At 65.3% G+C, this 23,450-nt stretch carries 27 protein-coding genes; 11 read left to right on the top strand and 16 right to left on the bottom strand.

The window, feature by feature from the left end:
- Window positions 1-114 precede the first annotated feature (114 nt).
- Entirely contained in the window at window positions 115-486 is a 372-nt protein-coding gene (locus tag J0A91_RS21190; RefSeq protein ID WP_069206562.1) for a dihydroneopterin aldolase, read from the top strand.
- An 18-nt stretch (window positions 487-504) separates the two neighbouring features.
- On the opposite strand, the gene J0A91_RS21185 is transcribed toward J0A91_RS21190, so the two are convergent.
- Window positions 505-1,242: a hypothetical protein gene (locus J0A91_RS21185; RefSeq protein ID WP_240502114.1), complete on the bottom strand. Its 738-nt coding sequence runs from the start codon at window positions 1,240-1,242 to the stop codon at window positions 505-507.
- Window positions 1,243-1,565: 323 nt separating this feature from the next.
- On the opposite strand from J0A91_RS21185, the gene J0A91_RS21180 reads away from it, so the two are divergent.
- The 4 genes from J0A91_RS21180 (at window position 1,566) to J0A91_RS21165 (ending at window position 4,099) form a co-directional block, all read left to right on the top strand.
- Window positions 1,566-2,231, top strand: a complete 666-nt coding sequence (locus J0A91_RS21180; RefSeq protein ID WP_069206561.1) for an energy transducer TonB — start codon at window positions 1,566-1,568, stop codon at window positions 2,229-2,231.
- A gap of 61 nt (window positions 2,232-2,292) precedes the next feature.
- A complete protein-coding gene (locus tag J0A91_RS21175) occupies window positions 2,293-3,051 on the top strand; it encodes a MotA/TolQ/ExbB proton channel family protein (RefSeq protein ID WP_069206560.1) in 759 nt (252 codons plus the stop codon).
- Window positions 3,052-3,144: 93 nt separating this feature from the next.
- A complete protein-coding gene (locus tag J0A91_RS21170; protein WP_069206559.1) occupies window positions 3,145-3,630 on the top strand; it encodes an ExbD/TolR family protein in 486 nt (161 codons plus the stop codon).
- Window positions 3,631-3,673: 43 nt separating this feature from the next.
- Window positions 3,674-4,099 carry an ExbD/TolR family protein gene (locus tag J0A91_RS21165; RefSeq protein WP_069206558.1) on the top strand — a complete coding sequence of 142 codons (426 nt, stop codon included), beginning with the start codon at window positions 3,674-3,676 and terminating at the stop codon, window positions 4,097-4,099.
- A 301-nt stretch (window positions 4,100-4,400) separates the two neighbouring features.
- Here J0A91_RS21165 and dcd read toward each other — a convergent pair whose 3' ends face one another.
- The 5 genes from dcd to J0A91_RS21140 all read right to left on the bottom strand — a co-directional run bounded on the left by dcd (window position 4,401) and on the right by J0A91_RS21140 (window position 7,001).
- Window positions 4,401-4,955 carry a dCTP deaminase gene (dcd, locus tag J0A91_RS21160; protein ID WP_069206557.1) on the bottom strand — a complete coding sequence of 185 codons (555 nt, stop codon included), beginning with the start codon at window positions 4,953-4,955 and terminating at the stop codon, window positions 4,401-4,403.
- A 66-nt stretch (window positions 4,956-5,021) separates the two neighbouring features.
- Entirely contained in the window at window positions 5,022-5,354 is a 333-nt protein-coding gene (locus J0A91_RS21155; RefSeq protein ID WP_069206556.1) for a hypothetical protein, read from the bottom strand.
- Complete coding sequence (locus J0A91_RS21150; protein ID WP_083224842.1) at window positions 5,354-5,827, bottom strand: cytidine deaminase; 474 nt, start codon at window positions 5,825-5,827, stop codon at window positions 5,354-5,356. Before J0A91_RS21150 ends, J0A91_RS21155 begins: the two co-directional genes overlap by 1 nt.
- The gene (locus tag J0A91_RS21145; protein WP_083224841.1) at window positions 5,824-6,513 is read right to left on the bottom strand and encodes a glycoside hydrolase family 25 protein; all 690 of its coding nucleotides are present in this window, start codon (window positions 6,511-6,513) and stop codon (window positions 5,824-5,826) included. The genes J0A91_RS21150 and J0A91_RS21145 overlap by 4 nt, the downstream gene beginning before the upstream one ends.
- A gap of 5 nt (window positions 6,514-6,518) precedes the next feature.
- Window positions 6,519-7,001: a UPF0262 family protein gene (locus tag J0A91_RS21140; protein ID WP_069206555.1), complete on the bottom strand. Its 483-nt coding sequence runs from the start codon at window positions 6,999-7,001 to the stop codon at window positions 6,519-6,521.
- A gap of 117 nt (window positions 7,002-7,118) precedes the next feature.
- Here J0A91_RS21140 and J0A91_RS21135 point away from each other — a divergent pair, with 117 nt between their 5' ends.
- Window positions 7,119-8,612, top strand: a complete 1,494-nt coding sequence (locus tag J0A91_RS21135) for a replicative DNA helicase (RefSeq protein WP_069206554.1) — start codon at window positions 7,119-7,121, stop codon at window positions 8,610-8,612.
- A 115-nt stretch (window positions 8,613-8,727) separates the two neighbouring features.
- Here the strand turns inward: J0A91_RS21135 and J0A91_RS21130 are convergent, their stop codons facing one another.
- The 8 genes from J0A91_RS21130 to J0A91_RS21095 form a co-directional block, all read right to left on the bottom strand.
- The gene (locus tag J0A91_RS21130) at window positions 8,728-9,486 is read right to left on the bottom strand and encodes a phosphoadenylyl-sulfate reductase (RefSeq protein ID WP_069206553.1); all 759 of its coding nucleotides are present in this window, start codon (window positions 9,484-9,486) and stop codon (window positions 8,728-8,730) included.
- A complete protein-coding gene (locus tag J0A91_RS21125; RefSeq protein ID WP_069206552.1) occupies window positions 9,467-9,907 on the bottom strand; it encodes a DUF934 domain-containing protein in 441 nt (146 codons plus the stop codon). Before J0A91_RS21125 ends, J0A91_RS21130 begins: the two co-directional genes overlap by 20 nt.
- A gap of 99 nt (window positions 9,908-10,006) precedes the next feature.
- Window positions 10,007-11,638 carry a nitrite/sulfite reductase gene (locus tag J0A91_RS21120; RefSeq protein WP_069206551.1) on the bottom strand — a complete coding sequence of 544 codons (1,632 nt, stop codon included), beginning with the start codon at window positions 11,636-11,638 and terminating at the stop codon, window positions 10,007-10,009.
- 238 nt (window positions 11,639-11,876) lie between these two features.
- A complete protein-coding gene (locus tag J0A91_RS21115) occupies window positions 11,877-12,167 on the bottom strand; it encodes a DUF2849 domain-containing protein (RefSeq protein WP_069206550.1) in 291 nt (96 codons plus the stop codon).
- On the bottom strand, window positions 12,164-12,955 hold the full coding sequence (gene cobA / locus J0A91_RS21110) for a uroporphyrinogen-III C-methyltransferase (protein WP_069206549.1): 792 nt from the start codon (window positions 12,953-12,955) through the stop codon (window positions 12,164-12,166). The genes J0A91_RS21115 and cobA overlap by 4 nt, the downstream gene beginning before the upstream one ends.
- A 157-nt stretch (window positions 12,956-13,112) precedes the next feature.
- Window positions 13,113-13,292: a hypothetical protein gene (locus J0A91_RS21105; RefSeq protein WP_069206548.1), complete on the bottom strand. Its 180-nt coding sequence runs from the start codon at window positions 13,290-13,292 to the stop codon at window positions 13,113-13,115.
- Between the two features lie 76 nt (window positions 13,293-13,368).
- On the bottom strand, window positions 13,369-14,784 hold the full coding sequence (astD, locus tag J0A91_RS21100) for a succinylglutamate-semialdehyde dehydrogenase (RefSeq protein WP_069206547.1): 1,416 nt from the start codon (window positions 14,782-14,784) through the stop codon (window positions 13,369-13,371).
- A gap of 48 nt (window positions 14,785-14,832) precedes the next feature.
- On the bottom strand, window positions 14,833-16,194 hold the full coding sequence (locus J0A91_RS21095; RefSeq protein ID WP_069206546.1) for a protein adenylyltransferase SelO family protein: 1,362 nt from the start codon (window positions 16,192-16,194) through the stop codon (window positions 14,833-14,835).
- A gap of 37 nt (window positions 16,195-16,231) precedes the next feature.
- Here J0A91_RS21095 and J0A91_RS21090 point away from each other — a divergent pair, with 37 nt between their 5' ends.
- From J0A91_RS21090 to J0A91_RS21080, 3 genes are read left to right on the top strand one after another with little or no spacing between them, the layout of a single operon-like run.
- Window positions 16,232-17,104 (top strand): alpha/beta fold hydrolase, encoded by an 873-nt coding sequence (locus J0A91_RS21090; protein ID WP_069206545.1) that lies wholly within the window; start codon window positions 16,232-16,234, stop codon window positions 17,102-17,104.
- A 34-nt stretch (window positions 17,105-17,138) separates the two neighbouring features.
- Complete coding sequence (locus J0A91_RS21085) at window positions 17,139-17,900, top strand: SDR family oxidoreductase (protein WP_069206544.1); 762 nt, start codon at window positions 17,139-17,141, stop codon at window positions 17,898-17,900.
- A gap of 2 nt (window positions 17,901-17,902) precedes the next feature.
- Window positions 17,903-19,012 carry a glycoside hydrolase family 130 protein gene (locus J0A91_RS21080; protein ID WP_150127016.1) on the top strand — a complete coding sequence of 370 codons (1,110 nt, stop codon included), beginning with the start codon at window positions 17,903-17,905 and terminating at the stop codon, window positions 19,010-19,012.
- 29 nt (window positions 19,013-19,041) lie between these two features.
- Here the strand turns inward: J0A91_RS21080 and J0A91_RS21075 are convergent, their stop codons facing one another.
- Window positions 19,042-19,995 (bottom strand): IS110 family RNA-guided transposase, encoded by a 954-nt coding sequence (locus tag J0A91_RS21075; RefSeq protein WP_069206542.1) that lies wholly within the window; start codon window positions 19,993-19,995, stop codon window positions 19,042-19,044.
- 360 nt (window positions 19,996-20,355) lie between these two features.
- Between J0A91_RS21075 and J0A91_RS21070 the strand changes: the two genes are divergently transcribed.
- Both J0A91_RS21070 and J0A91_RS21065 read left to right on the top strand, forming a co-directional pair.
- Window positions 20,356-21,492: a glycosyltransferase family 4 protein gene (locus J0A91_RS21070; protein ID WP_069206541.1), complete on the top strand. Its 1,137-nt coding sequence runs from the start codon at window positions 20,356-20,358 to the stop codon at window positions 21,490-21,492.
- An 84-nt stretch (window positions 21,493-21,576) separates the two neighbouring features.
- Window positions 21,577-22,980 (top strand): NAD(P)H-dependent flavin oxidoreductase, encoded by a 1,404-nt coding sequence (locus J0A91_RS21065; RefSeq protein ID WP_069206540.1) that lies wholly within the window; start codon window positions 21,577-21,579, stop codon window positions 22,978-22,980.
- 41 nt (window positions 22,981-23,021) lie between these two features.
- On the opposite strand, the gene J0A91_RS21060 is transcribed toward J0A91_RS21065, so the two are convergent.
- Window positions 23,022-23,366: a hypothetical protein gene (locus tag J0A91_RS21060; RefSeq protein WP_069206539.1), complete on the bottom strand. Its 345-nt coding sequence runs from the start codon at window positions 23,364-23,366 to the stop codon at window positions 23,022-23,024.
- Window positions 23,367-23,450: the final 84 nt, after the last annotated feature.

Below are 23,450 nucleotides of genomic sequence, written 5' to 3'. Positions count from 1 at the left end.
GGGCCGCGCGCTTTAGCGCCGCCGTGCGCCAACGCAAGCTGAATACGCGCGGCGGTTCCCACGGTCGCGGCATCTGCTATGGCGCGCGCATAGCACATCTTGAGGACGCGCGCATTGGACGACCGGCTTTGCCTTGAAGTACATGATCTCGAAGTACAGGTGCTGACCGGCATCTATTCGGAAGAAACCCACCTGCCGCAGCCGCTGCGCATCTCGCTGTCGGTCGATCTCGACTGCCCGGCGCATTTCGCACCCGACGATCCGCTCGGCATGTCCAAGAATTACCTCGATCTCAAGCGCGCCGCGACCACCGCGCTGCCCACCGGCGTTCACTTCACGCTGATCGAGGCGGTGGCGGATCATATCGCCGATACCCTGTTCCTGCAGGACGCACGGGTGCGGCGCGTTCAGGTCAAAATCGTCAAGCTCGCCATTGCCGAGGCCGGCGAATCGATCGGCATCACATTGGTTCGCCACCGCCGCTGAGCTGCTGCGAAACTGGCCTTACCGATCGCAGCTGCCGAGCGAGTCCAGCACGACCTTGTAATCCTCGCGCGCGATCGCCGCTTCGGACGGGTCGATCCCGGCGGTGCTGCTGTCGGGCAGCGCCGCCGGCAGGCCGCAGGCGAGGCGATACCAGAGCAAGGTATCATGCTGGGGCGCCGCCGCGTTGGGATCGGCGAGGTCGCCGAACGACGGCGACCAGCGTGGCGGTTCGCCCTGTTTGCGTGCGACGGTCAGCGAGACCGGGCTGCCATCGGCGGTGGTAAGGAAAATCTGCGTCTCGCCTTCGCCGGGAAGCGCGCCCGGCGTGTGGAAGGCATGGCCGACGCCGGTGATGGCGGGCGGCGCGCCCGTCGCGACCACTTCGGTGGCGATCTTGCGGGTGAGCGCGTCCGCCTCGGGCGACCAGGTGCGCTGCCCGTCGAGCGCGACGAGCTGAATCTGGCCGGGCTGGCGGGCAGGGCGGGCGAACAGCAGCACGCGGAGCTTGCGCAGCTTGGGCATCCGCCCACGCGCGTCCAGCGGGATATCGGCGACATAGCCGATCGTCGGCGGTAGCGCACCCGGCGCGCGGATCAACGCGGTGACATCCGCCTCTATATAGACTCGCGCGTAGCCCGGCTTAACGTCGGCCGCGGCAGGCCCCTTGATCGAAGCGACACTGTGGATCGTCGCATCGACGATCGTGGGAGCGTTAACAATCAGGTCCGCGAATCGGGTATAGGACAAAGTCGCCATCGGCGCCTGTTCGGACGGCGAAGCCAGCTGCTGGGCACCTGCGGGGGCGCAGGATAATGCTGCGAGCGCGCAAAAAAGTGCGATTTCGGGAATCTTGGCCATTGTCGCTGGTTAGCCGATCGTTTCGTCTGGATACAGAAATAATTCTGCCACGGAAGCTCGCTAGGGGCTTTCGAGGGGACAAAGCGTTTGCTTCGTGGTTTTCACCGCGATACAGGTTTGGCCTGTCCAGGATACACTAGCCCACGCAAGGGCAGTTACGAGCGGGCATTACGGCACGGTACAAAGCGCCGCCGTCGTATACAGAGGAGTTTCGTTACTGAATGGCTTACGCTGATCGAGATACAAGTGGCAGCCGTATTGTCTCGATCGTGATCGTTTCGATCGTGGTCGCTGCATTCGGGTGGGCATTCGTGAACGGGCTTGCCTTCAAATATATCAAGAAGGCGCAAGAAAAGCTTAATACGTTCGACGTGGCGCCACCGCCACCGCCGCCGCCGGATAAACCGCCACCCCCGCCACCGCCAGATCAGCCTCAGGTGCAGCCGCCTCCCGTGGTATCGCCGCCGCCGATCGTGCAGGTGCAATCCCCGCCGCCGGTGATCCAGACGGTGCAAACCCCGCCGCCGGCAATCCAGATCACCCCGAGGGCCGCTCCGCCGGCACCGCCAGCGCCGCCCGCGCCGCCGGTCGTGTCGAAGGCTGCTGGTCTGAAGGGTAACCCCGGCCAGTTCTTCGGCCCTGACGCCTATCCTGCTGCGGCGCTGCGCGCCGAAGCCCAGGGACGTGTCGTGGCCAGGCTGACCGTCGGCACTGACGGTCGTGTGACCGACTGCGTCGTGACGACATCGAGCGGAAACTCCGACCTCGATTCGACCACGTGCAGCATCGCCAAGCGTCGGGTGAAATATTCGCCCGCGATGGACGCTTCGGGCAGTCCGATCGTTTCGACGACGACCTTGCCGGTCAAATGGGTTTTGCCTGAATAATCATCTTCCCCGGCGCGCCTGAGATCGGGCGCCGGGGGTTTATCGAGAGGGAAGTTACCGCATGCTCACCACCATTCTCGCTGCCGGGGCGACGCCGCCCGAGAACAATTTCGGCCTGATGAACTCGCTGAACGAAGGCGGCCCGGTCACCTGGACCGTCGCAGTCATTCTGACGATCTTCCTCTTCTTCACGCTCTACATCCTGTTCACCAAGCTGTTCGAGCAGCAGAAGGTCATCAACCAGGGCAAGCGCGTCGGCACCCAGTTCTGGGCCGCCAACAGCCTGCGCGAAGGCGCTGCCAAGCTCGAGAAGAACTCGGCCTACCGCCAGATCGTCGACGACGGCCTGCTCGCTCAGGAACAGCATGGCCGCCTGACCGATCCGGTCGAAGCGCATGACTGGGTTCACGGTTCGCTCGCCCGCTCGGAAGCGGCGATCAACTCGCAGCTCGGTGGCGGTCTCGCCTTCCTCGCGACGGTCGGTTCGACCGCGCCGTTCATTGGTCTGTTCGGTACCGTGCTCGGTATTTACCGCGCGCTCATCAAGATCGGTCAGGCTGGCCAGGCATCGATCGACAAGGTCGCAGGTCCGGTCGGTGAGGCGCTCATCATGACCGCCTTCGGTCTGGTCGTCGCGGTTCCCGCGGTGCTCGCGTTCAACTACCTGCAGCGCCGCAACAAGGCGATCGCCGAGAACCTCAGCGCGTTCTCGAACGACGTGCTCGGCTACATCGCTTCGGACGGTGCCGTGAAGCCGACGATCGCAGCACGCAAGGCTCCGGTGGCTCCCGTCAAGCCCGCGACCACCGTTACCAAGTAAGCAGCATATGGGAGCCGTTCATGCGGCGGCTCCCACCCTCCGCTGCCGGAAGTTGTTCCGGCAGTACGACTGTTGAGAATAGGATAGCCGTCCATGGCGATGAGCACTGGCGCACCAACTGACAGCGATACGCCGATGTCGGACATCAACACGACGCCGCTCGTGGACGTCATGTTGGTGCTCCTCATCATCTTTCTGATCACCGTTCCGGTGGTGGTTCAGAACATCAAGCTGAAGTTGCCGGACGTGAAATACGATCCGACGACGACCAAGCCCGAGAACGTCAGCCTGTCCGTGGTTGAGGATACCAGCGGCAATTGCGCGGTCTACTGGAACCTCACGCGCGTGACGCACGAGGAACTGCTGAAGCGCGCGGTCGACAAGCTCGAATCCGAAGTGAAGCGGCTCGGCGGCGCTGCCAATCTTACCCCGGACGATCTGCCCGAGGCGCATATCCGTGGCGACGTGAACGTGCCCTACAAGTGCATCGGTGGCGCGATCTACACGATGCAGATGGCGGGCTTCGCAAAGGTCGGCTTCATTTCGCAGCCGCCGCCCAACGTCGTCCCCGGCGAATGATCATTCAGGCATTTTGGGGCCGCGGTTTTAGGGAAATTTCCATATGGCAATGAGTTCTGGTCGCGGTGAAGGCGAACCGATGATGGACATCAACACGACGCCGTTGATCGACGTCATGTTGGTTCTGCTCATCATGTTCATCATCACCATCCCGCCGCAGACGCACGCGGTGAAGGTCGATCTGCCGATCAACAGCAAGACCAACACACCAATCGTCGATTCCGTGAAGAACAAGGTGATCGTCGATGCGGCCGGCGTGGTGCAGTGGAACGGTAACCCGGTCGATCTCGTGACGCTCCAGCAGTATCTTGAGCAGACCAAGACGATCAACCCGGAGCCGGAACTGCACTTCCAGCCCAATCCGGATGCGAAGTACGAGAAGGTCGATACCGTCCTCGCCGTCATCAAGCGGTCTGGCATTTCGAAGCTCGGCTTCATCGGCAACGAGCAATATCGCAACGATTTCTGATCGTTACGAGGTAACTTCCAGGTTCCAAAGGCGGCTCTTCGGGGCCGCCTTTTTTGTGTCTGCTGTCCGTGGCGCGGAAATCTGCGAGTGAGGGTGCCTGACAACCTTTTGTGATCGTATCAATGCGTTCGTGCTGAGCCCTTCGGCTGGCTGGCAAGCCAGCGGCTCAGGCGGGCTTCGGCCTAACGAACCGCAGTCGGAGCACGTGCCGCAAACGCTGGCTCGCGTGACACGCCCTTCGACAAGCTCAGGACGAACGGTCTTTTGGAGGATCATTGCCGATCCCAAACCGTTTCAATGCTTACAGCCGGGGCAAGGTGACGCCGCGCTGACCCATATATTTGCCGGCGCGATCGGCGTAGCTCGTCTCGCACGGCTCGTTGCCGTGCAGGAACAGGAACTGGCACGCGCCCTCATTGGCGTAGATCTTGGCGGGCAGCGGCGTGGTGTTGGAGAATTCGAGCGTGACATGCCCCTCCCAGCCGGGTTCGAGCGGGGTCACGTTGACGATGATACCGCAGCGCGCATAGGTCGATTTGCCGAGGCAGATCACCAGCACATCGCGCGGCACCCGGAAATATTCCACCGTCCGCGCCAGCGCGAAGCTGTTGGGCGGGATCACGCAAACATCGGTCTTGCGATCGACGAAGCTGTTTGCCGCGAAGTCCTTGGGATCGACGATCACGCTGTCGATGTTGGTGAAGATCTTGAACTCGTCGGAGACGCGCGCGTCATAGCCGTAGGAGGACAGACCGTAAGAGATGCAGCCGTCGCGCTTCTGACCATCGACGAACGGTTCGATCATGCCGGTCGAAAGTGCCTGCTCGCGAATCCAGCGGTCTGACATGACGGACATTTGGCGCTCCTGTGTGGCCGGTCGCTTTCGCCGGAAAGGCAGGGCAGGGCAAGAGCCGTCCGCGCGCTACGCCAACCGGTCGAGCCACGCCTGCGCCTGCTTCGGCTCGCCCGGCGCCTGCGGCGATACCCGGCCCCGCGACGCGAGAAACTCCTGCTGGAGCGTGAACGGCGGCATTTCGAGTTGCGCGCGCGCCTTGTCGATGGCTTCGCCGATCTCAGCCAGTGCGTCGAGCACCGGAGCGGTTGCCGCGCGCGCCGCGCGATCGGCCGTGTGACCAAAGAGGCCCCATTTGCCCGCAGCCGTTAGGCGCAGCGCGGCGATCAGCGCCTCGCGATATTCGGCTTCGAGTTCGATGCGCCGGTCATCGAGGCGCGCGAGGCGATCGGCCTTGGCCATCAGACGCCGATGCCGAGATCGGCCGGACCGAAGGCATGGGGCAGCAGGTCCGCAACCGTGTAGCGTTCGACCTCATCACCTTCCGCCGCCGCGCACCAGATCGTCACGTCGCGGCCGCCCATCTGTGCGGCTTCGTTGATGACCTGCCGGCAGCGCCCGCATGGACCGACCACCGCGAGCCCGCGCGGTACGCCGCCCGAGTCCATCGCGCCGCCGATCACCGCGATCGCCGCCACGTCGCGCAGCCGCCCGGCGCTGCTCGCGGTCGCCAGCGCGACCGTCTCGGCGCAGAGCGACAGGCCGTAGCTGGCATTCTCGAAGTTCGCGCCCGTCACGACGCTGCCGTCGATCAGCAGCACAGCCGCGCCGACGCCGAAGCGCGAATACGGGGCGTGCGCGTTGAGCGCCGCCGTGCGTGCCGCGCCGACCAGCCGGTCGCGCATCACATCGTCGAGAACAGGGGCTTCATTCATGGTCGCACTACATCCCAATTGACCGGGCCTTCGATGCCATCGACCCGGCGCATGTCATTTGTTTGCCACATCCGCCAGGCGCGCGCGGCATATTCGGGCGCAAAGAAGTTGCCCGTCGCCCACACCGGGCGATCGAACGCGGCGGTCACGCGATAGGCCGAATCGAATGGCCGGCTGATCTTGAGCAGCACCGGCTTGCCGGTATACGCCTCGACCATTGTCAGGAAACGCCGCAGTTCGGCGATCACCGCAGGCGCATCGGGCCGGGCCGTGCAATCGTCGTTGAAATCGAGCTCGACTGCGGCGGGCAGGGCATCGGGCGTGCGGGGGACGGTGGTGTTGAAGTTGTTGGCCTGGTCCACCGCCAGATGGCACAGCGAATAGCGGTGCATCGCGCCACGCCGCATGCCGGTCTTGGGAACCGCCTCCCAATTGGCGGCGAACCGCATGTCGCGGCCGGCGGCACCGCTCGTGGCGCGGACATAGGCGAAGTCTGCACCGGCGGCGTGGACCGACCACCATTCGATCTCGCCCTGCACGTCGGACACATCGACGCCTTGGATTGGGTATTTTTCGGTCGGACGCCATTGCAGCGCGAGCGCCCACAGAGCGCAGGCGAGTACGGCCAACAGCATTGCCACCACGCCGGCCGCGCCGAGCCGCTTGCCCCAGGTGTTGAGTCGCATTGTCTTCAGTTCCGGATGTGGAGGACGCAGATCAGCGTGAACAGCCGCCGCGCGGTGGCGAAGTCGATCTCGATCTTGCCCGACAGCCGCTCCTTGAGCAGCCCGGCGGCCTCATCGTGAAGGCCGCGCCGCGCCATGTCGATCGTTTCGATCTGCTGCGGCGTGGCGTTGCGGATCGCCTGATAGTAGCTGTCGCAGATCGCGAAATAATCTTTGATCGGCCGCCGGAACCGACCCATCGCCAGCACATAGGTTTCGAGGTGGGATCCGTCCTCGCGGTGGATGGCGATGCCGAGGCGGCCTTCCTCGACCGCCAGTTCGATCCGGTACGGGCCGGCATAGCCGTCGGCATAGGCCCGCTGCGGCGCGAAATAATTCTCCTCGATCAGATCGAAGATCGCGATCCGCCGTTCCTGCTCGATATCAGCCGACCGCCACAGGATCGTGGCTTCGTCGAGCGAGACATGGATGATGCGCGGGTCCGCCATCCTCACGGCCCTATCGGGGAAGTCGCCGCCGGACAATCACCCGCTTATCCACACTTTGCACGTTCCAACCGGCGCAAGCGGGTTTGAGCGCGGCGTCGCGGGGGCTAGAGAGCGGCGATGGCAACCGCATTCGTAACCCCCGTACCGCCCGCCGCCGAGGCGCCCGCCCTTCCGCAGAACGTCGAGGCCGAGGCAGCGATGCTCGGCGCGATGATGATCGACAACCGGCTCGCCGACGATCTGATCGACAAGCTCGAACCCGAGCATTTCTTCGAGCCGCTCCACGGCCGCATCTTCGCGGCGATTCGCAAGCTGCGCGGCACCGACATGCTGGCGACGCCGGTGACGCTGCGGCCGCTGTTCGACGCCGATCCGGGGATGAAGGAACTCGGCGGCCCCGGTTATCTCGCGCAATTGACCGGCAGCGGCGCCGGGCTGATCGGCGCGCGCCAGTTCGCCACGCAGATCTACGATCTGGCGATGCTGCGCACCTTGGTGACGGTCGGGCGTAGTCTGGTCGAGCGCGCGCTCGACACCTCGGAGGAGGTCAATCCGCGCGCTCAGATCGAACTCGCCGAGGAGGAATTGTTCAAGGTCGCCGCCGACGGCGGCAGCGAGAGCGCGGTCAAGAGCTTCGCGCAGGCGACGACGCTGGCGGTGAAGATGGCGCAGCGCGCGCTCAATTCGGGTGGCAACCTTTCGGGCATCACCACCGGGTTCGATTCGATCAACGGCAAGATCGGCGGCCTTCACCATTCGGATTTGATGATCCTCGCGGGGCGTCCGGGCATGGGCAAGACCGCGCTCGCCACCAACATCGCGTTCAACGCCGCGCAACGCTACATGCGCGACCGTGCCGACGGGCTGCCGCACAGCGAATCGGTCGGCGCCAAGGTCGCGTTCTTCAGCCTTGAGATGTCGGCCGACCAGCTCGCCACGCGTATTCTTGCCGAGCAGGCGCGGATCAGCGGCGAGGCGCTGCGCATGGGCAAGATCAGCAAGACCGAGTTCAACCAGCTCGCCGCCGCCGCCGCCGAGTTGGAGAACCTCCCGCTGTTCATCGACGATACCGCCGGCCTGTCGATCGCGGCGCTGCATACGCGGATGCGGCGTCTCCAGCGCCGCCACAACAACGAGATCGGGCTGGTGGTGGTCGATTACCTCCAGCTCCTGACGGGCTCGGCCAAGGCCTCGGGCGACGGGCGCGTGCAGGAAATCTCGGAGATCTCGCGCGGGCTGAAGACGCTCGCCAAGGACATGAACGTGCCGGTGATCGCGCTGTCGCAGCTCAGCCGTCAGGTCGAGCAGCGCGAGGACAAGCGCCCGCAGCTCTCGGATCTGCGCGAATCGGGATCGATCGAGCAGGACGCCGATATGGTGATGTTTGTGTTCCGCGAGGATTATTACGTCGCCGCCAAGGAACCGAAGCGTCCGGTCGAGGGGGATGGCGCCAAGATCTTCGAGGATCATGCGCAATGGGCGAGCGAGATGGAACGCGTGTTCGGTCTCGCCGAGTTCATCGTCGCCAAGCAGCGCCACGGCGCGACCGGCAAGGTGATCCTCAAGTTCGAGCCGATGTTCACGCGCTTCAGCGACTATGTCGGGTATTGAGTAACGTTCGTCATCCCAGCGTAAGCTGGGATCTCGTGGTGATGGCGGGTGCCCTTGCCGCGAGAGACCCCAGCTTGCGCTGGGGTGACGTGCGGGGCTGTTTGCTGACGCGCGGTCAGAAGACCGGTTCTTCGCCGGGCTTTTCGGCGACGTGGATGCCGCATTCGACCTTCTCCCAGCCGCGCCAGCGGCCGGCGCGGGGGTCTTCGCCCGGCATCACCTTGCTGGTGCAGGGCTGGCAGCCGACCGAAAGATAGCCATCGGCTTCGAGCGGATGGCGGGGCAGATCATGCGCGGCGAAATAGGCTTCGAGATCGGCCTTCACCCAGTCGCCGAGCGGGTTGATCTTGAGGCGGCCGTCCTCGATTTCGAAGCGGGCGATGTTCTGACGGGTGCTCGACTGGAACGCCTTGCGCCCGGAGATCCAGCTATCGAGACCCTGCTTGGCGCGCTTGAGCGGCTCGACCTTGCGGATTTCGCAGCAGCCATCGGGATCGTAGGACCAGCGCAGGCCCTTCTCGTCCTTCGCGGCGATCACGGTGGGTTCGGGTTCGACCGACCATGAGCTTCGCAGGCCGAGTTGTTGGACCAACGTGTCGCGATAGGCGAGCGTTTCCGGGAACATCTTGAGCGTATCGACGAAGATCACCGGCACGGTCGGATCGGCCTTGGCGACGAGATCGAGCAGCACCGCGCTTTCGGTGCCGAACGACGACACCACCGCGACGCGCCCCAACAGCCCTTCCGCGAACAAGGTCGACAGCATCGTCTGCGCGTCGACGCCAGCGAAGCGCGCATTGAGCGCGTCGGCATCGGCCTGGGTGAAGGCGGGGCGTGTGTCGATGATATCGAGCTTACGGGCGAGACTGGCCATGACGAAGTTTCCAAACAGGCACGGCACCGTCCGCCGCCCCCTGATATACGTGCTCGTAGCGCGACAACGAGGCTTTCAGCGTGGCAGAATCGATTTCAGTGCGGGGAGCAAAACTATCGAAGCCGCAGCGGCGCATCGGCAGGATCTGATCAACCAGCACGTCGCCCTCGGCGCGCAGCTCCCCGGTGTAACCCGCTTCGCGCAGGATTCGCGCCGCCGAATAGCCGCGCCCGTCGCGAAAGGCGGGAAATGCCACTTCGATCAGCGCGAGCTGGCCGAGATGCGGCAGCAGCGCGCGGACATCGTCACCCGGCTCGATGCGGACCGCGGTGGCGTTGGTCTGGCCCAGGAAGGCGTCGAGCGTGACGGCGGGTTCCTCATGCGGGGCGTCGTCGCGGAAGCGTAGGGGGGAGTCGGTCATTGGCAACCATCCGTCACCCCAGCGAAAGCTGGGGTCTTTTTGGGGAGGGCACGGCAGGCGCCGCGGGAGACCCCAGCTTGCGCTGGGGTGACGGTAAGATCACCCATACAGCGCCACCTTGAACGGCTCCATGCCGACGCGGCGATACGTATCGAGGAACCGCTCGCCGGCCTCGCGCCGCTCCAGATACACGTTGGTCACGGTCTCGACCGCATCGACGATACCGTCCTCGTCGAAGCCGGGGCCGGTGATCTTGGCGATGCTGGCATCCTCCGCGCCCGATCCGCCGAGCGAAAGTTGATAATTCTCGATGCCCTTCTTGTCGACGCCGAGGATGCCGATGTGCCCGGCGTGGTGATGGCCGCAGGCGTTGATGCAGCCGCTGATCTTGAGCTTCAATTCCCCGAGGTCGCGCTGGCGTTGGAGATCGGCGAAACGGTTGGCGATCTTCTGCGCGACCGGGATCGAGCGCGCATTGGCGAGCGCGCAATAATCGAGGCCTGGGCAGGCGATGATGTCGCCGATCAGATCGAGGTTGGCGGTGGCGAGGCCAGCCGCGTCGAGCGCCTGCCAGACCGCGTACAGATCGGCCTTGCGGACGTGCGGCAGGACGATGTTCTGCGCATGGGTGACGCGCAGTTCGTCGAACGAATAGCGGGCGCCGAGATCGGCCATCACGTCGATCTGGTCGGCGGAGGCGTCGCCGGGGATGCCCTCGGTCGGCTTGAGGCTGATCGTGACGATCGCATAGCCGGGCTGCTTGTGCGGGCGCACGTTCTGATCGACCCACACCGCGAAATCGGGGTCGCTGCGGTCGAGCGTGTCGGGTGCGTCGGCATCGAACGCGGGCGGTGCGAAGAAGGCGCTGATCCGCTCCAGCTCGGCGAGTGGCGGGTCGATGCCGAGCGTCTTCACATGCGTGAACTCTTCCTCGACCTGGCGGGCGTATTCGGTCGCGCCGATCTCGTGGATCAGGATCTTGATCCGCGCCTTGTAGATGTTGTCGCGCCGCCCGTAGCGATTGTAGACGCGCAGGCACGCCTCCAGATAGCTCATCAGGTCGTCGGCGGTGACGAAATCCTTGATCTCGGGGCCGATCATCGGCGTGCGGCCCATGCCGCCGCCGACGAAGATCTTGGCGCCGAGTTGGCCATCGCGCCTGAGCAACTGGATGCCGATATCGTGCAGCCGCATCGCGGCGCGATCCTCGTCGGCGGCGATCACCGCGATCTTGAACTTGCGCGGCAGGTAGGTGAATTCGGGGTGGAAGGTGCTCCACTGGCGCAGCAGTTCGGCCCACGGGCGCGGATCGGCGACTTCGTCGGCGGCGGCGCCAGCGAACTGGTCCGACGAGATGTTGCGGATGCAATTGCCCGACGTCTGGATGGCGTGCATCTCGACCTTGGCGAGTTCTGCAAGGATATCAGGGGCTTCGTCGAGCTTTATCCAATTGTACTGGATGTTCTGCCGCGTGGTGAAATGGCCGTAGCCGCGATCATATTTGCGCGCGACATGCGCGAGCATGTGCATCTGCGTGCCCGACAGTGTGCCGTAGGGCACCGCGACCCGCAGCATATAGGCGTGGAGCTGGAGATAGAGGCCGTTCATCAGCCGGAGCGGCTTGAACTGGTCCTCGGTGATCTCACCCGAGAGGCGGCGCTGGACCTGATCGCGGAATTCCTCGACTCGGGAATCGACGATCGACTGGTCGTAGGTGTCGTACTGGTACATCAGAAAGCCCTGATTTTTTGCACGCGGAGGCGCGGAGGCGCTGAGACGAAGAAAGAGAGTGGGTTCGCGCAGAGGCGCAGAGGACGCAGAGAGAGAATCGCGCGCGGCAGCGCGCGTGTTATTGCCTCAGCCGTTGCAAGGTCTCCCGGTCGCACGGTCGCGCGAACGCCTCTGCGTCCTCTGCACCTCTGCGCGAACAAACCTCTTTCTCCGCGCCGCCGCGCCTCCGCGTGAACCATCACAGCACCACCTGCGGCGACGATTCGGGGGCGAGAGTCAGGTCCATCCGCACGGTCGGGCCGAGTGCGCGGACGCGGTCCTTGATGTGGGCGGGGCGGGGGCCTTGCGGCGTGGCGGTCGCCTCGATCACATAGGGGCCGTTGACGCGGCGGGCCGCCTCTTCGAGCTTGCCCAGCGCTTCGCCTTCGCTGCCGACATCGGCGGCTTCGGCGATATGACGCGACCAGCCCGAGCCGGTCCACCAGATCACGTCGCCGGTCGGCAAGTCATTTCCCGTAAGCAGCTTCACGCGAACGTCCCTTCAGCAACCGCAGCCCAGCGCCCGAGTCTGTCTTGAGCATCGGACAGATCGACGACTTCGCCTACAACGATGATAGCCGGGCTCGCCACCTTTTCGCGCGCCATCATCGCGCCGAGATCGGCGAGCAAGGTGCGCAAGGCGCGCGCGCCGGCGAGCGTGCCGCGTTCGAGCGTGGCGACCGGCATGTCGGGGGCGACGCCGTCGCGCATCAATTTGTCGGCGATGTCGTTGGCGGTCGCGACGCCCATGTAGATGACCAGCGTGCGGCCCTTGCCGGCGAGGCCGGACCAGTCCTGATCGGCGAGGCCCTTGCACTGGCCCGCGACGAAGCTGACAGCGCTCGAATAGTCGCGGTGCGTGAGCGGCAGCATCGCCTCCGCCGCGCAACCGAGCGCGGCCGACACGCCGGGGATCACCTCGACCGGCAGGCCAGCGGCGCGCACCGCCTCGACCTCTTCGCCGCCACGCCCGAAGATGAACGGATCGCCGCCCTTCAGGCGCACCACGATTGCGCCGGTCCTCACATGCGCGATGATCAGCGCGTTGATCGACTCTTGCGGCAGCGTATGGCGCGCGCGGCGTTTGGCGACCGAGATGCGCTGTGCCGAGGCGGGGGCGAGATCGAGTACGCGTGGGTCGATCAGGCCATCATGGACGACGATGTCGGCGGATTTGAGCGCCTCGACCGCGCGAACGGTGAGCAGGCCGGGGTCGCCGGGGCCGGCTCCGACGAGGATGACGCGTCCGCGCGCGGTGGGATCTAACAGCGTAGCCATATGCGCCCGATGCAAGAATTGGCGGGGCGGTACAACCGAAGCCTGCTTTTGCGGCGGGTAGGGAAACTTGCTTCGGCTTGGTTCGTGCGACACCTGGAGCGTGGCACCGTTTGGCTCTGGACCCCCGCCTTCGCGGGGGAACGGTCCGGCGTTTCGCTCAGCGCTTGAGCGTATCCAGTTCCCGGGCGCGCTGCGCCAGACGGATCGCTTCGTCGATCAGTTCGGCGGCGAAATCGGGAGTCTTTTCGCGGACGGCGATCGACAGGCAGTTACTGGCCTGCTGGCGGAGCTTGTTGGAACGCGGTGAGCGAGTCGGGTCGGTGGTTTCGGTGTTCACGGTCGCTCAATCGCTCATCCGACTTGGAGGTTCCGCCGCTCGTCGCATGCCGCCGACGCGATGCGACGAGCCGTGCTCAGGCGTCGCGCAGGCCGACGCCGATGCTCGCGCGGGCCTGCTCGGCTTCGCTGGAAACCACCGGATAGGCGCAGTAATCCGCCGCATAATAAGCGCTTGGGCGGTGGTTGCCCGACCAGCCGATGCCGCCGAAGGGCGCGCCGGACGAGGCGCCGTTGGTCGGCTTGTTCCAGTTGACGATGCCGGCGCGCGCATTCGCCCAGAACTGGTCGTAGAGCGCCGGGTTCTGGCTGAGCAATGTCGCCGACAGGCCGTAGCGGGTGTTGTTCGCCTCGGCGATCGCGTCTTCGAACGTCTTGGCGCGGATCACCTGAAGGATCGGACCGAACAGCTCGATGTCGGGGCGCTCGGCCATGTCGGTGGTGTCGATCATCGCCGGAAGCAGGAAGGGCAAGCCGGCCTTCGGGCGTTCGAGATGGCGGATGGGGCGGCCGCCACGGATCATCAGTTCGAGGAAGCTCTCGCTCAGCATATCCGCCGAATCGTTGTCGATCACCGGCCCCATGAATGGCGCGGGCGCGGCGTGCGGTTCATCGACGATCATGCGGCCGACCAACGTATTGAGCGTATCGATCAGTTGATCGTGGACTCCCTCGTCGACGATCAGCCGGCGCGCGGCGGTGCAGCGCTGGCCCGCGCTCATGAACGCGGATTGCGCGATTATGACCGCCGCGGCGTGGACATCGGGCGATTCCCACACGACGATCGGGTTGTTGCCGCCCATTTCGAGCGCGAGGATCTTCTCCGGCCGGCTGGCGAACGCGCGGTTGAGCGCGATGCCGGTGCGGGCCGAGCCGGTGAACAGCAGCCCGTCGATCCCGTCATGCGCGGCAAGCGCCTTGCCCTCGTCCGGGCCGCCCAGCAGCAGCCGCACGCAGCCTTCGGGCACGCCGCTTTCGTGGAAGCACGAGACGAGGAACTGGCCGACCGCCGGTGTCTTCTCAGACGGCTTGAACACCACCGCGTTGCCGGCGAGCAGCGCGGGCACGATATGGCCGTTGGGCAGGTGCGCGGGGAAATTGTACGGCCCCAGCACGGCGAGCACGCCATGCGGCTTGTGGCGCAGCGCGATTCGGCTGCCCATCGGCGCGTCGAGCCGGCGCTGGGCGGTGCGCTCGGCATAGGCTTTGACCGAGATATCGACCTTGGCGATGACCGTTTCGACTTCGGTATGCGCCTCCCACAGCGGCTTGCCGGTTTCGCGCGCGATCAGATCAGCGAAAGCGTCGGCGCGTCGGCGCACGACGTTGGCGAAGCGGCGCAACGCCTCGGTGCGATAGGCGAGCGGGCGTGAGGCCCAGTTCGCCCAGCTTTGGCGTGCGATGGCGACTTCGGCATCGACATCGCCAGACTGGCCGCGCCAGAGTTCAGCATTCGTTGCCGGTTCGAAGGAGAGGAGTTCAGACGCGGACATAGCGCGTGCTCTTGCCCGAGTTCGGCGCCGGAATCCACCGCCTCCGCATCATGCGAGCGCCGCGCCCATGTCGCGGATCGCGGCGATCTTGGTGTTGAACAGCGACCAGTCATTGCGATCGGCGATTGCCGACCAGATCGCCTCGACCTCGCCGATCACCATCGCGCACGGGCTGTCGTCGCGCCAATAGAGATGGTCGCGCGCCTTGCGCGCGGCATAGGGCGCGGCGAGCGCGCGCGCCTCGGCGAAGGCGTCGCTGTCGGGGAAATGGCCGCCGAAAGCGTCGAAAAAGAAGCGATCGACCGGCAGCATCTCGGTTCGCAAGCCGCGTTCGACCGCGCCTATCAATGCGGAATCCTCCTCCGGCCCGCGCGGGACGAGGCCGAGCCGCCACAGGATCGCCTCGCTCACCGCCATTTGGTAGCGATCGCCGAAGGTTTCGAGCACCGCGATCAGCGGCGCCGACTCGCTGACCGCGCGCAGCGCCACGGCGAGTTGCATCGCGTCCCAATGGATCGCCTCGGGTTGGCGGCCGAAGGCGTAGAGGCCGGCGTGGTCGAAATAGGCGGCGGTGAAGGCTGCGTCCCAGGTCGGCAGGAACCGCCAGGGGCCGTAATCGAAGCTCTCGCCGGTGACGTTGATGTTGTCGGTGTTGAGTACGCCGTGGACGAACCCCGCCGCCATGTAGCTGGCGGCGAGCTTCGCGGTACGCTGCACCACCAGATCGAGCAGCCGGGCCGCCGGTTCTTGGCCGGGTTCTTCGCCATAGAGGTTGCGCAGGACGTAGCCGATCAGCCGCTCCATATTCTCGGCGTCGCGCAGATAGGCGAGCCGCTGGAAGGTGCCGATGCGGATATGGCCGTGGCTGAGCCGGACCAGCACCGCCGAGCGAGTCGGCGAGGGTTCGTCGTTGCGCTCCAGCGCCTCGCCGGTTTCGATCAGCGAGAAGCTGCGCGAGGTCTCGACGCCCAGCGCTTCGAGCATTTCGGTCGCAAGCACTTCGCGCACGCCGCCCTTGAGCGTGAGGCGGCCGTCGCCGAAACGGCTCCACGGCGTCTGGCCGCTGCCCTTGGTGCCGAGATCCATCAACCGGTCGTCGTGGTCGCGCATCTGCGCGAACAGGAAGCCGCGCCCATCGCCGATATCCGGGTTATACGAGCGGAATTGGTGGCCGTGGTAGCGCAAGGCGAGCGGTTGCGACAGGTTGCCCGGCAGCGGCGCGAAACGGCCGAAATGCTGGTTCCACTCGGCATCGCTCAGCGCGTCCAGCCCGATCTCGGCGGCGGCGCGATCGTTGCGGAAGCGCAGTCGCGTTTCGGGAAAGTTCGCCGCCGCGACGGGATCGTAGAAGGCGTCGCCCAAATCCAGAATGCGCGGATCGGGGCGATAGGCTTGTAGCGTTTCGTTCATACCGCGATATGGGTGCGCCGCAGCCGAGGACGCAACCATGCCCGCCTATGAAAACCGATATTGGTGGTCGAACGACGGGCTGCGACTGCATTACCGCGACTATCCCGGCCGCGAAGATCGCCCGCCGATCGTGTGCATTCCCGGTCTGACCCGCAACGCGCGCGATTTCGAGGATGTCGCCGCCCGCCTCGCCGGCGAATGGCGGGTGATCGCGATCGATCTGCGCGGGCGCGGCGAAAGCGCTTATGCCAAAGACCCGATGAGCTATGTGCCGATGACCTATATTCAGGACATCGAGGCGCTGCTCGCCGAACTCGGCGTGGCGAGCTTCGTCGCGTTCGGCACGTCGCTGGGCGGTATCCTGACGATGCTGCTGGCCGGTGCCGCCCGCGAGCGGCTGGCGGGGGCGCTCATCAACGACGTGGGGCCGGAGATCGAGCCGGCGGGGCTGCTGCGGATTCGCGGCTACGTCGGCAAATCGAACACCTGGCCGACATGGATGCACGCCGCGCGTGCGGTGGCGGAAGCCAATGCCGATGCCTTTCCCGGCTATACGATCGAGGATTGGCTGGTGATGGCGAAGCGGCTGTACCGGGTGAACAGCGCGGGCCGGATCGTGCTCGATTACGACATGAAGATCGCCGAGCCGTTTCGCGTGCCGGGCAATGAGGCCGGGCCGGACATGTGGCGCGCGCTGGCGCGGCTGGAAGACGTGCCGACGCTGATCGTTCACGGCGCGCTCTCCGATCTGCTGTCGAGCGCCACCGCGCTGCGGATGGCCGAGATGCTCGATCAGGCGGAACTCGTGACCGTGCCCGACGTCGGCCACGCGCCGACCTTGTCCGAGCCGGTCGCGGTCGCCCCGATCGAGCGATTGCTGGCGCGAATCGGGGAACCGGTCGCGGCCTGAACCGTCTTTCCCGTATCTCGAACGGGAGTTTCGCATGCTCAACCTTGCTGACGCGCATACCGCCGTTTCCAGCCTTTCCGGCAAACGCATCCTCGTCACCGGCGGCACCACCGGGATCGGTCGCGCCATCGCGGTGCTGCTGGCGAGCGAAGGCGCGCGCCTGCATGTGTGCGGTCGCACGCCCGAGCATCTCGCCGACTCGGTCGGGCGGATCAGCGAGGTCGGGACGGGGGCCGGCACCACCGTCGATCTCGGCGAGCCGGGCGCGGCCCAGCGCTACGTCGACGCGGCGAGCGAATGGCTCGGCGGACTCGATGTCGCGGTAATCAACGCCGCGATTCCCGCCGAGGGGCTGAGCGACATGAGCGACAGCGAACTGCGTTATGCGATCGCGGTCGATTTCACCGCCTATCTCACCAGCGCGCACGCGGCGGTCGAGGCGATGGGCGGCGCGGGCGGCGACATCGTGCTGATCGGCTCGATGTCCGCGCATGTGCTCGGGCCGGGATCGACCGTCTATGCCGGCATCAAGGCGGGCATCGCCGGCTTCGCCGAGGCGCTGCGCAAGGAACTCGGGCCGAAGAATATCCGCGTGACGTTGATCGAACCGGCGCTCACCCAGGCCGACATGCATTATCCCGACATGGATGCGGAGAAGCAGAAACAGATGGTGCGCGAGGAGAAGATGCTTCGATCGGAGGATATCGCGGTCGCGGTCCATTACGCGCTGACCCAGCCACGCCGCGCGGTGGTGCAGAAAATCGTCGTCGCGCCGCGCATGAGCGAAGGCGAGTGAGCATGGCGTTCGACCAGATCGTGTTCGATCCGCGCGACGTCGATCTTGCGCGTTCGCCGCTCGCGGGCAAGATCGATGCCGAGACCTATGTGCTGGGCGCGTTCAACCCCGGCATGACCCGGCTGCCCAATGGCAATCTGCTGCTGATGGTGCGCGTCGCGGAGGCGCTCAGGCAGCCGATCGTCGATCAGCACATCCACGCGATCCGCTGGTACGACGGCGGCTACACGCTCGATCCGTGGCCGCTCGAACATGTCGATACCGCCGACCCGCGCAAATTCCTGATGCGCGGCGGCGGCTGGAAGGTGATGGCGCTGACCTCGTTGTCGTGGTTGCTGCCGGTCGAGCTGTCGGCGGACGGCACCAAGGTCGTCGCGGTGCATTACGACCGCGCCGTCGCGCCGCGCGCGCCCTACCAATGCTACGGCGTCGAGGATGCGCGGATCACGAAGGTCGGCGAGCGCTATCTGATGACGACCTGTTCGGTCAGCCCGGAACGGCACGCGACGACGCTGTACACCTCGGCCGATGCGCTCGACTGGCAGCTCGAAGGCATCGTGCTCGATCATCAGAACAAGGACATGCTGATCTTCGAAGGGCAGATCGGCGGCAAATATTTCGCGCAGACACGGCCGCTTGGCGATCTCTATTTCGCCTATCCGCCGGGCAGCGAATGGCGTGCGGGGCCGTCGATCAATCTGGCATCGTCGCCCGACGCGCTTCACTGGAAGCCCTACGACAAGCCCGGTATCCGCCCGCATGCAGCGACGCTCGCCACCGCGCGGATGGGCGGCGGCGCGCCGCCGGTGCTGACCGAGCGCGGTTGGCTGTCGCTATGGCACGGTGTCGAGCCGTCGGGGGTGGTCGGCATCTATCGCACCTATTGGTCGATCCTCGACCGCGATGACCCGTCGCTGGTGGTGGCGACCAGTGACACGCCGGTGCTGGAGGCGGCGCCCGCGCTGACCGAACCGATGAAAGAGCTGATGTACATCGACAATGTGGTGTTCACCACCGGCATCGCCGATGCCGGCGATCACTATGTCGTGGCGAGCGGCGAGGCCGATCTCGCCTGCCGGATTACGTATGTCGACAAGGCGGTATTCTCCTGACGCACTCCGTTCGTGCTGAGCAACTGTGTTCATGCAGGCCGGTATGTTTGCTGTGATTTGAGCATGGCATTGAGGGTGATGATGAGTTTTCGCATGGTTGCGACGAGGGCGACCTTGGCGGGTTTGCCGGTGTCGCGGAGGCGCTGGCAGGTTTGTGCGAGGGGGCCTTTTTTGGAGCGTGCGATAGCGAGAGCGGCGAGGTAGAGGCACCTGCGTACGGCGGGTCTTCCGCCGGCGCACCGTCCGGGTTTTCGGGTGGTGCCGCTTTGCCGGTCGAAGGGGGCGACGCCGACAAGGGCTGCGGCTTGTCGGCTGGAGAGCGCGCCGAGCTCTGGCATGTGCGCGAGCAGGCATGCCGCCACGATCGGGCCGATACCGGGTGCGGAGCGCATCAGGCGTTCGCGTGTCGTCAGATCGGGGCTTGCGGCGATGAGGGCGGCGATGGCCTTTTCGATCCGCAGGGCGAGCGCTTTGAGTTTGCCGACCTGGGCTTTGACGAGGCGGCGCATGGCAGGATCGTCGAGGGTCTCGAGTTGATTGCCGAGTTGGATGCGCTGAGCGACGGCGAGATCGCGCATGCGGACATGCTCGGCAAGGCGTGCTGCCTGAGGATCGTGCCGATATGGGGTGAGTTCGGGATGGAGCGCGGCGAGGCAGCGCGCGATCACGGCGGCATCCAGCGGGTCGGTTTTCGCTAACTGTCGCTCGGCGCGGGCGAAGTTGCGCACCCGGGCGGGATCGAGCAGATACGCGGTCAGCCCGAGGCGGTCGAGCAGCGCGGCAAGCTTGCGCTCGTACCCACCCGTCGCCTCGAAGCCGATGAGGAGATGATATCGGGCGGCAAGCGCCTTGAGGCGGCGTTCGAGCGCCTTCAACCCCGCCTTGTCGTTCGGAAAACGCCGTTCCTCACCGAGGGGATGAAGACGGACAACCAATTCGTTTTTGGCAACATCGATGCCGACAAACAGGTCGGGCTGTGGCATGATCCGGTCTCCCAAGCTTGTGATGCGGGGTCCGTAATGGCCCCAAGCAACTGTTCGGGGTTTGGGAAGACGGATGCGGCCCTGCTCAGCAACGATCTTGCAAGATCGCCAAGTCGAACGGCCTCACATCCGCCGCCGGGACGGGGTGGCCACCCCGTCCCGGCAATCGCCATTATGCACATTTCCAACACACAAGCTTGTCGAAGCACGTATCCCACGCGAGCGAGTCGCCCGGGGCACGCCCTTCGACGGGCTCAGGGCGAACGGGGGCAGGCGCGATCCCTTCTGCATGCATATTCGCACGTAATTCCGACGATCGCGCCTTGAAAGCCGCGTCGGAATGCGGGCAGGGAACGTGCGATGCCTCCGATCCACATCCTCCACCTCCATTCCAGCTTCAGCCTCGGCGGCAAGGAAGCGCGCGCGGTGCGGCTGATGAACGCGTTCGGCGACCGTGCGCGCCACACGATCGTCTCGGCGATGCCCGACCAGTACGGCGCGCGCGACGCGATCGCGCCCGGCATCGCCTATGAGATCGCGCAGAACCCGCCGCCGCTGAGCGGCAGCCCTTCGGTGAAGCGCTACGAGGCAATCGCGCGCTACATGCGCCGTTTCGATCTGGTGCTGACCTATAATTGGGGCGGTATCGATGGGGTGATGGCGCGGCGCGTCGCTGGCATGAAGGGGCCGCCGGTCGTCCATCATGAAGACGGGTTCAACGAGGACGAGGCGCAGGGCCTGAAACCCCAGCGCAACATCTACCGCCGCATCGCGCTCACCGCCGCGCACGCGCTGGCGGTGCCTTCGGTCACGCTGGAGACGATCGCGCTCACGGCGTGGAAGCAGCCGGAGCGCCGCGTCCACCGTATCGGCAACGGCATCGCCACCGCGCGATATGCGGTGAAGCCCAGGCCGGACGCGATCCCGGGTTTCCGCCGCAAACCCGGCGAGATCGTGATCGGCACGCTCGCCGGGTTGCGTGCCGTCAAGAACCTTCCGCTGCTGGTGCGCGCGGTCGGCGGGATGGCGTCGCGCGCGCGGCTGGTGATCGTCGGCGAGGGGCCGGAGCGGCAGGCGATCCTCGATGCGGCCGAGGCGATGGGGCTGACCGACCAACTCGTCATGCCCGGCTTCCTGCCCGAACCCCATACATACGTCGGGCTGTTCGACATCATGGCGCTGTCGTCGCGGAGCGAGCAATCGCCCATCTCGATCATCGAGGGGATGGCGGCGGGATTGCCGATCGTCGCGCCGCCGGTCGGCGACATTCCCAACATGGTCGCGCCGGGCAACCTTCCCTATATCGAAAACGCCATCGACGAGGTTCGCATCCGCGACGCGTTGCAGGCGATCGCCGGCGCGGAACCGTCGGCGCGCAGATGGCTTGGCGAGCAAAATCGGGCAAAAGCGGTGGCCGAATATGACGAGGCGACTATGATCGCACGGTATGCGGCGCTCTATTCCGGGGCACTCGGGCGGCCCGGTTCCCTCGGCTGAGACCTAATTGTCTCGTCAAGCGTTACCAAATCGCTATATCACGCGCCAGTTTTGTGTCGGCGCGTTTTCTATCGGGAGATATCGGTGTTCAAAGGTTTGAAGCCCATCATCTATAACGGCCGCGAAGTATGGCCGTTGGTGGAGGGCGGAAAAGGCGTGGCCGCGACCAATCACGCGAGCGCGGGCGCCTGGGCGGCGGCGGGTGGAATCGGCACGGTTTCCGCAGTGAACGCCGATAGTTACGATCCCGACGGCAAGATCATTCCGCAGGTCTATCGTTCGCTCACCCGCCGCGAGCGGCATGAAGAACTGATCGAATATGCGATCGAAGGCGCGGTCCAGCAGGTCCGCCGCGCGTTCGACATCGCTGGCGGCAAGGGCGCGATCAACATCAACGTGCTGTGGGAGATGGGCGGCGCCCAGCGCATCCTGCACGGTGTGCTGGAGCGGACGCGCGGCCTCGTCGCCGGCGTGACGTGCGGCGCGGGGATGCCGTACAAATTGTCCGAGATCGCGTCGTCCTACGATGTCAGCTATCTGCCGATCGTCAGTTCGGGTCGCGCCTTCCGCGCGCTGTGGAAGCGTGCCTATTCCAAGGCGTCCGAGTGGCTGTCGGCGGTGGTCTATGAAGATCCGTGGCTGGCGGGCGGGCATAACGGCCTGTCCAACGCCGAAGACCCGCGCAAGCCCGAAGACCCCTATCCGCGCGTCAAGGCGCTGCGCGAGACGATGCGCGAAGGCGGCATTTCCGACGAGGTGCCGATCGTGATGGCGGGCGGCGTCTGGTATCTGCGCGACTGGAGCGACTGGATCGACAACCCCGAGTTGGGCACGATCGCCTTCCAGTTCGGCACGCGCCCGCTGCTCACGAAGGAAAGCCCGATTCCCGAAGCGTGGAAGGCGCGGCTCACCAACATCGAGGAAGGCGAGGTGCTGCTCCACCGTTTCTCGCCGACCGGCTTCTATTCGAGCGCGGTGCGCAACCCGTTCCTCCGCCACCTCGAAGAGCGTTCGGAGCGGCAGATCGCCTTTTCGACGCAGGAAGCGGGCGATCACGTCTTCCAGCTCGACGTCGGCGTGAAGGGCAAGAACTTCTGGGTGACGCGCAACGATCTGCTGCGCGCGCGGCAGTGGTTCGGCGCCGGCTTCACCGATGCGCTGAAGACGCCGGACAATACGTTGGTGTTCGTCACGCCCGAGGAAAAGGGCGTCATCCGCAAGGATCAGGCGGATTGCATGGGCTGCCTGAGCCAGTGCGCCTTCTCGTCCTGGGCGGACAGCGAGACCAACTCGACCGGTCGGCTGGCCGATCCGCGCAGCTTCTGCATCCAGAAGACCTTGCAGGACATCGCGCATGGCGGCGATGTCGAGCAGAACCTGATGTTCGCCGGCCACGGCGCCTATCAGTTCAAGCGCGATCCGTTCTACTCGAACGGTTTCGTGCCGACCGTGAAGGAACTGGTCGACCGTATCCTGACCGGCGACTGATACAGGAGGGGCGGCGGATCGCTCCGCCGCCCTTCAGATTTTTACCGGTAGCAGACCGTCACGCGGCGGTGATGGCGCCAGGTTACCCGGCAATCGCGACCACCACGGCCCCAGCCATTGCCATAGCCATAGCCGCGATTGTGTCCGTAATAGCCGCGATTGTGTCCGTAATAGCCGCGGTTCGGGCCGTAATAGCCGCGACGGTCACCATGCCAGTCGCGGCGATCGCCGCGGTATCCGCGATGGTCATTGCGATAGTCACGACGATCGTCGCGATGATCGTAACCGCGATGATCGCGATTGTAATCCTGCGCCGAGGCGCTGGTCGTGATGCCGAGGCCTGCCACCATCAGGCTGAGCGCGGCGGCGATCTTGAAGCTTTTCATCGAACCATCCTCTGTCCGTTGATCGGTATTGTGGTTTTAGGATGCGCGAACGGTATCGATGCTGAATGTGTCTGTAGGCTTAGG

The sequence above is a fragment of the Sphingomonas panacis genome (assembly GCF_001717955.1).
GTDB lineage: Bacteria > Pseudomonadota > Alphaproteobacteria > Sphingomonadales > Sphingomonadaceae > Sphingomonas > Sphingomonas panacis.
Note: the sequence above shows the minus strand (reverse complement) of the source record. Positions and strands in the feature narration are given on the sequence as shown.